A 4,875-nucleotide genomic window follows, 5' to 3' on the forward strand; every position below is an offset into this window, starting at 1 on the left:
GCATCACCCCTCGTCTAACACGAGTTAGGCCCATAACGATGACCGACTCGCACCTCACCCGCCGCGCCCTCATGCGGTACGGCGCCTACGGCGCGGGGGCCGCCGCCCTGGCCGGCACCGCCGCGAGCTGGGACCGGCTCACCGGAGCCGACATCCCCGGCCGGGACGACGGCTCCCTAGTCGTCGCCACGCTCGGCCCCGCCTACGGGCCGGAGGCCATCCGCACGCTCCAGGAGGGCTTCCGCGAGCTGCACCCCGACATCAAGCTCCGGATCAACGCGGTGCAGGCCGTCGACTGGTCGGACTTCTTCGCGAAGATCCTCACCCAGGTCGCGGCGGGCACCGCCCCCGACCTCGTCTACGTCGCCACCGAGGGCGTGCAGCTCTTCGCGCAGCGGCTCGGCGTGGCCCTGGACCAATGGGTGCGCCGGGACGCGGCCGAGCTGAAGGAGTACTTCGCCGACGTCCACCCGTCGCTGGTGGAGTCGATGATGTACGAAGGCAGCCTCTACCAGTTGCCGGTGGAGTTCAACGCGGCCGACATGTACTTCAACCGGCAGGTGCTGCGCCGGGCGGGCGCCGACTTCCCGCCGGCCGACTGGACCCGCGACGACTTCACCACGCTGCTGCGGGAGATGAAGAAGTCCGGCGGCTCGCGCTTCACGCCGTACTTCTGGACCAACCGGCTCTGGGGCGGCGTGGTGCCCTGGCTGTTCGCGAACGACACCAACCTGCTCACCGAGTCCAAGGCGCCCGGCGGGCAGTGGCTGTGGGACGGCTTCTATCCGGCGGCTCAGCGCGAGGGCCGCGGGGGCGGCTTCCGCTGGACGACGCCGCAGGCCACCCACGACCGCGTGGAGGAGGTCTACGACTACCTCGCCTCCCTCGTCCAGGACGGCCTGTGCACCCGCCCCGAGGGCGGCAACGGCCAGAACCTCATCGGTGTGTTCTCCACCGGCCGGGTCGGTGTCACACCGGCGGGCGGCTTCTGGGCGGGCGGCCTGCATCTGGCGGGCATGCGGCAGGACGGCTTCGACGTGCAGTACTTCCCGCGCTGGCGCACCCAGCGCATGCAGTACGGCGCCGCGGGCTACGCGCTGCTGCGCACCTCGAAGATGCAGGACGAGGCGTGGGAGTTCATCAAGTACGCGGCCCGCAAGGACACCCTGACGCGGCTGTTCACGACGAACCAGACGACCCCGGCCCGCCGCTCGCTGCTGACCGCCGCCCGCTATGAGCAGACGGGTCCGGAGCACTGGCCGGTCTTCTACGACACCCTCGACCGGTTCCCCGACACCGGACCGATCCCGGCGCCGCCGCAGGTCGCGGAGGTCGAGCAGGTGCTGCTGAAGCACACCGGTACGGCCCTGGCCTCCCCGCGCTCGGTGCGTCCCGCGCTGCGCCGGATGCAGGGCGATCTGGAGAAGGCCATGGAGCGTGACGCATGACGAACACCCAGACACCGCCCGCGCGTGCCGAACGCCCCGCGGCCCCGCCGGCCCCCGCGCCGAAGGGACCCTCGGCCCGTGACCGCGGCACCCGGCTGCTGGCCACGCTGTTCCTGACACCGACGATCGTGGGCATCGTCGTCTTCACGGTCGTCCCGATCGTCGGCTCGGTGGTCCTGAGCCTGTTCCACTGGAATGTCATCGACTCGCCGTCCTACGCCGGGCTCTCCAACTACGGGGAGGTGTTCGGCGACTCGACCGTCCTGGTGTCCTTCCGCAACACGCTGGTGTTCATGGTGTTCGCGGTGGCGCTGCAACTGCTGATCGCGCTGGCGCTCGCGCTGACCCTCAACGGGCGGATGCCGGTGTGGCTGCGGTCGGTGTTCCGCTCGGCGTTCTTCTTCCCGCTCGTGCTGTCCGCCGCGTCGATCTCGGTGGTGATGAAGTATCTGTTCAACCAGGACTTCGGGGTGATCAACTGGCTGCTCGGCTTCGTCGGGATCGCGCCGGTGCCCTGGCTGACGTCGGAGAACGCGGCGATGGCGACCGTGGTCCTGGTCTATGTCTGGCAGCAGTTCGGCTTCTCGTTCCTGCTGTTCATCGGCGGCCTGAACAACATCCCGAAGGAGATCCACGAGGCCGCCGCCCTCGACGGCGCGACGGGCCTGCGCAAGCACCTGACGGTCACGCTGCCGCTGCTCTCGCCGACGCTGCTGGTCGCCTCGGTCGTCGGCATCATCAACGCCCTCCAGGTCTTCGAGCAGCCGTACGTCCTCACCAACGGCGGTCCCGGCGACTCCACCCGCACGGTCGTGATGGTGATCTACGAGACGGCGTTCGAGCAGTTGCGCTTCGGTGAGGCGTCCGCGGTGGGTGTGCTGCTGTTCGTGCTGATCATGGCGGTCACGGCCCTCCAGTTCCGGCTCAGCCGGCGTTTCGTCCACTACCAGTGAGCCGGGTGAGTCTTCCCATGAGCCAAGCAACCCTGTCCTCCGGTCGTGTGCGGTACCGGCTTGCGCCCTGGGCGCGGATCGCCGGGCTGGCCGTATGCGCCCTGCTCACCCTCGGCCCGGTGGTGTGGACGGTCTCCACCTCGCTGCGCACACCCGCCGAGGCGTTCGACCTGCCGCCGCAGATCATTCCGTCGAACCCGTCCACCGAGGCGTACCGCGGGGTGTTCGACCAGATCGACGTCTGGCTGCTGGCGCTGAACTCCACGCTGGTCACGGGCCTGATCGCGATCGGCCAGATGATCACGGCGGGCCTTGCCGGATACGCCTTCGCGCGGCTGGAGTTCCGCTTCAAGAAGCCGCTGTTCGGCCTGGTCCTGGCGACGATGATGGTGCCGTTGCAGGTCACCATCGTGCCGGTGTTCCTGGTGCTGAAGTCGATGAGCCTGACCGACACCCTGCTGGGATTGATCATCCCGGCGTTTCCGACCGCCTTCGGCACGTTCCTGATGCGACAGTACTTCCTGGGCATGCCCAAGGACCTGGGCGAGGCGGCGATGCTGGACGGCGCCGGGCCCTGGCGGACCTTCCGCTCCGTGTACGCCCCGCTGGCCGCGCCCGGTCTCGCGATCGTCGGCGTGCTGGCCTTCAACTACCACTGGAACGAGTTCTTCCGGCCGCTGATCCTCGAGACGTCGGGGCAGAACTACACGTTGCCGCTGGGTCTGGTCTCCCTCCAGGGCAACCTCGGCACCGGCTCGATCTCCGTCGTGCTCGCCGGTGTCGTCCTCTCCATGATTCCCGCCGTCGCCGTGTTCGTCGTCGGCCAGCGCCCTCTGCGTGAGGGCATCACGTCCGCAGGAGTCAACCGTTGAGCCTCACCGCTCCCCCGCAGGACCCGCACGCCCCGCGCTTCCGGGTCCGCCCGCCCGCCAACTGGATGAACGACCCGAACGGGCCCTTCTCCTGGCGTGGCCGCCACCACCTCTTCTACCAGCACAACCCGGACGCCCCGGTGCACGCGAACGTCCACTGGGGGCATGCCTCCAGCTCCGACCTCGTGCACTGGGAGCACCACCCGATCGCGCTCGCCCCGACGCCGGGCGGCCCGGACGAGGCAGGCTGCTGGTCGGGGTGCGTGGTCGACGACGCCGGCGTGCCGACGGCGGTCTACACGGGGGTCGACCGTGACCACGTGGGGCTCGGCACGATCTGCCTGGCCCGGGCCGCGGACCCGGACGACGAGACCCTGACCGAGTGGATTCCCCTGCCCACGCCGGTGGTGACGGGCCCGCCCGAAGGGCTGGACGTGGTGATGTTCCGCGACCCGTTCGTCTTCCGGCACGACGGACGGCGCCTGGCGCTGGTCGGCGCGGGGCACGCCGACGGTACGCCGTCGGTCCTGCTCTACGACTGCGACGACCTGACCGACTGGCGGTTCGCCGGTGTGCTCCTGGACGGCCGGGACCCGGCCGCAGCGGCGGCGTTCGGCGACCGGGCAAGCGGCTGGGAGTGCCCGCAGCTCTACGCGACACGGGGCGGCGAGTGGGTGCTGGTCGTGTCCCTGTGGGACGGCCACCCCTGGACCACCGCATACCTGACGGGCCGTCTGGACGCGGGGCTTCGCTTCACCGCGCGGACGGGCGGTCGGCTCGACCACGGCCGTGACTTCTACGCGCCCGCCGTGCTCCAGGAGCCGGACCGGGCCCTGATGTGGGGCTGGTCGTGGGAGGCCCGCGAGCAGGGCGAGAACGACTGGGCCGGCGTCCTGACCGCTCCCCGCGTCGTCGACGTCCATCCGGACGGAGCCCTGCGGGTGGCCCCGGCCCCGGAGCTGCACCGGCTGCACGCCGCGGAGCCGTTCGCCACCGCCCCGGGACGGGCGGCGCTGCCCGCGGCCTACGACCTGACCGTCAGCGCCCGCGGTCACACCACGGTGACTCTTCTGCGGTCGGCCTCGGGAGCCGAGCTCACGGTCTCTCTCGACCCTGAGGAGGGAACCGTGACGCTCGACCGGGGCGACTGGCCCCGCAAGGAAATGGAGCCGGCCGAGCCGATCGTCGTCCGTGTGCCGCCGCACGAGGAGCTCACGGTGCGCGTCCTCGTCGACGGATCGCTGTACGAACTGTTCGTCGGTGACCGTGCCACGGTCACCGAGCGCGTCTACCGACGTCCGGATGACACAAGGGAGTTGAACGTGACACCCGGCGCGGCCGTCACCGGTTGGGCGCTGGTCCCACCGACGCACGGCTGATCACCGGGCAGGCCAGGCGCCGCACGGTGGCGGGCGGTGTCCGTCCGGTGACGATGGCTTCGAGCAGGAGGCCTGCCGCGGCCTCCCCCATCGCCCGGTGGGGCAGCGCGACGGTGGTGAGGGGCGGCGCGAGGTACGCGGCCATGTGCTCCTGGTCGTCGTAGCCCACCACCGACAGCTCGCCGGGTACGGAGATTCCGAGCCGGGTCGCGGCGTGCAGGAC

At 70.6% G+C, this 4,875-nt stretch carries 5 protein-coding genes; 4 read left to right on the forward strand and 1 reads right to left on the reverse strand.

From position 1 onward, the window contains the following. Positions 1 to 38 precede the first annotated feature (38 nt). The 4 genes from ACFTZL_RS40910 to ACFTZL_RS40925 are packed head-to-tail and all read left to right on the forward strand — an operon-like array spanning position 39 to position 4,652. Positions 39 to 1,448 carry an extracellular solute-binding protein gene (locus ACFTZL_RS40910; protein ID WP_382594453.1) on the forward strand — a complete coding sequence of 470 codons (1,410 nt, stop codon included), beginning with the start codon at positions 39 to 41 and terminating at the stop codon, positions 1,446 to 1,448. After that, the gene (locus ACFTZL_RS40915; protein WP_382594456.1) at positions 1,445 to 2,401 is read left to right on the forward strand and encodes a carbohydrate ABC transporter permease; all 957 of its coding nucleotides are present in this window, start codon (positions 1,445 to 1,447) and stop codon (positions 2,399 to 2,401) included. Before ACFTZL_RS40910 ends, ACFTZL_RS40915 begins: the two co-directional genes overlap by 4 nt. 17 nt (positions 2,402 to 2,418) lie before the next feature. After that, a complete protein-coding gene (locus ACFTZL_RS40920; RefSeq protein ID WP_382594459.1) occupies positions 2,419 to 3,273 on the forward strand; it encodes a carbohydrate ABC transporter permease in 855 nt (284 codons plus the stop codon). Further along, on the forward strand, positions 3,270 to 4,652 hold the full coding sequence (locus ACFTZL_RS40925) for a glycoside hydrolase family 32 protein (protein ID WP_382594462.1): 1,383 nt from the start codon (positions 3,270 to 3,272) through the stop codon (positions 4,650 to 4,652). The genes ACFTZL_RS40920 and ACFTZL_RS40925 overlap by 4 nt, the downstream gene beginning before the upstream one ends. On the opposite strand, the gene ACFTZL_RS40930 is transcribed toward ACFTZL_RS40925, so the two are convergent. Next, positions 4,615 to 4,875, reverse strand: a 261-nt coding sequence (locus ACFTZL_RS40930; protein ID WP_382594464.1) for a substrate-binding domain-containing protein, incomplete at its 5' end; no start/stop codon positions are given. The genes ACFTZL_RS40925 and ACFTZL_RS40930 overlap by 38 nt on opposite strands.

The sequence above is a fragment of the Streptomyces sp. NPDC056948 genome, assembly GCF_042674225.1.
Lineage (GTDB): Bacteria > Actinomycetota > Actinomycetes > Streptomycetales > Streptomycetaceae > Streptomyces > Streptomyces purpurascens.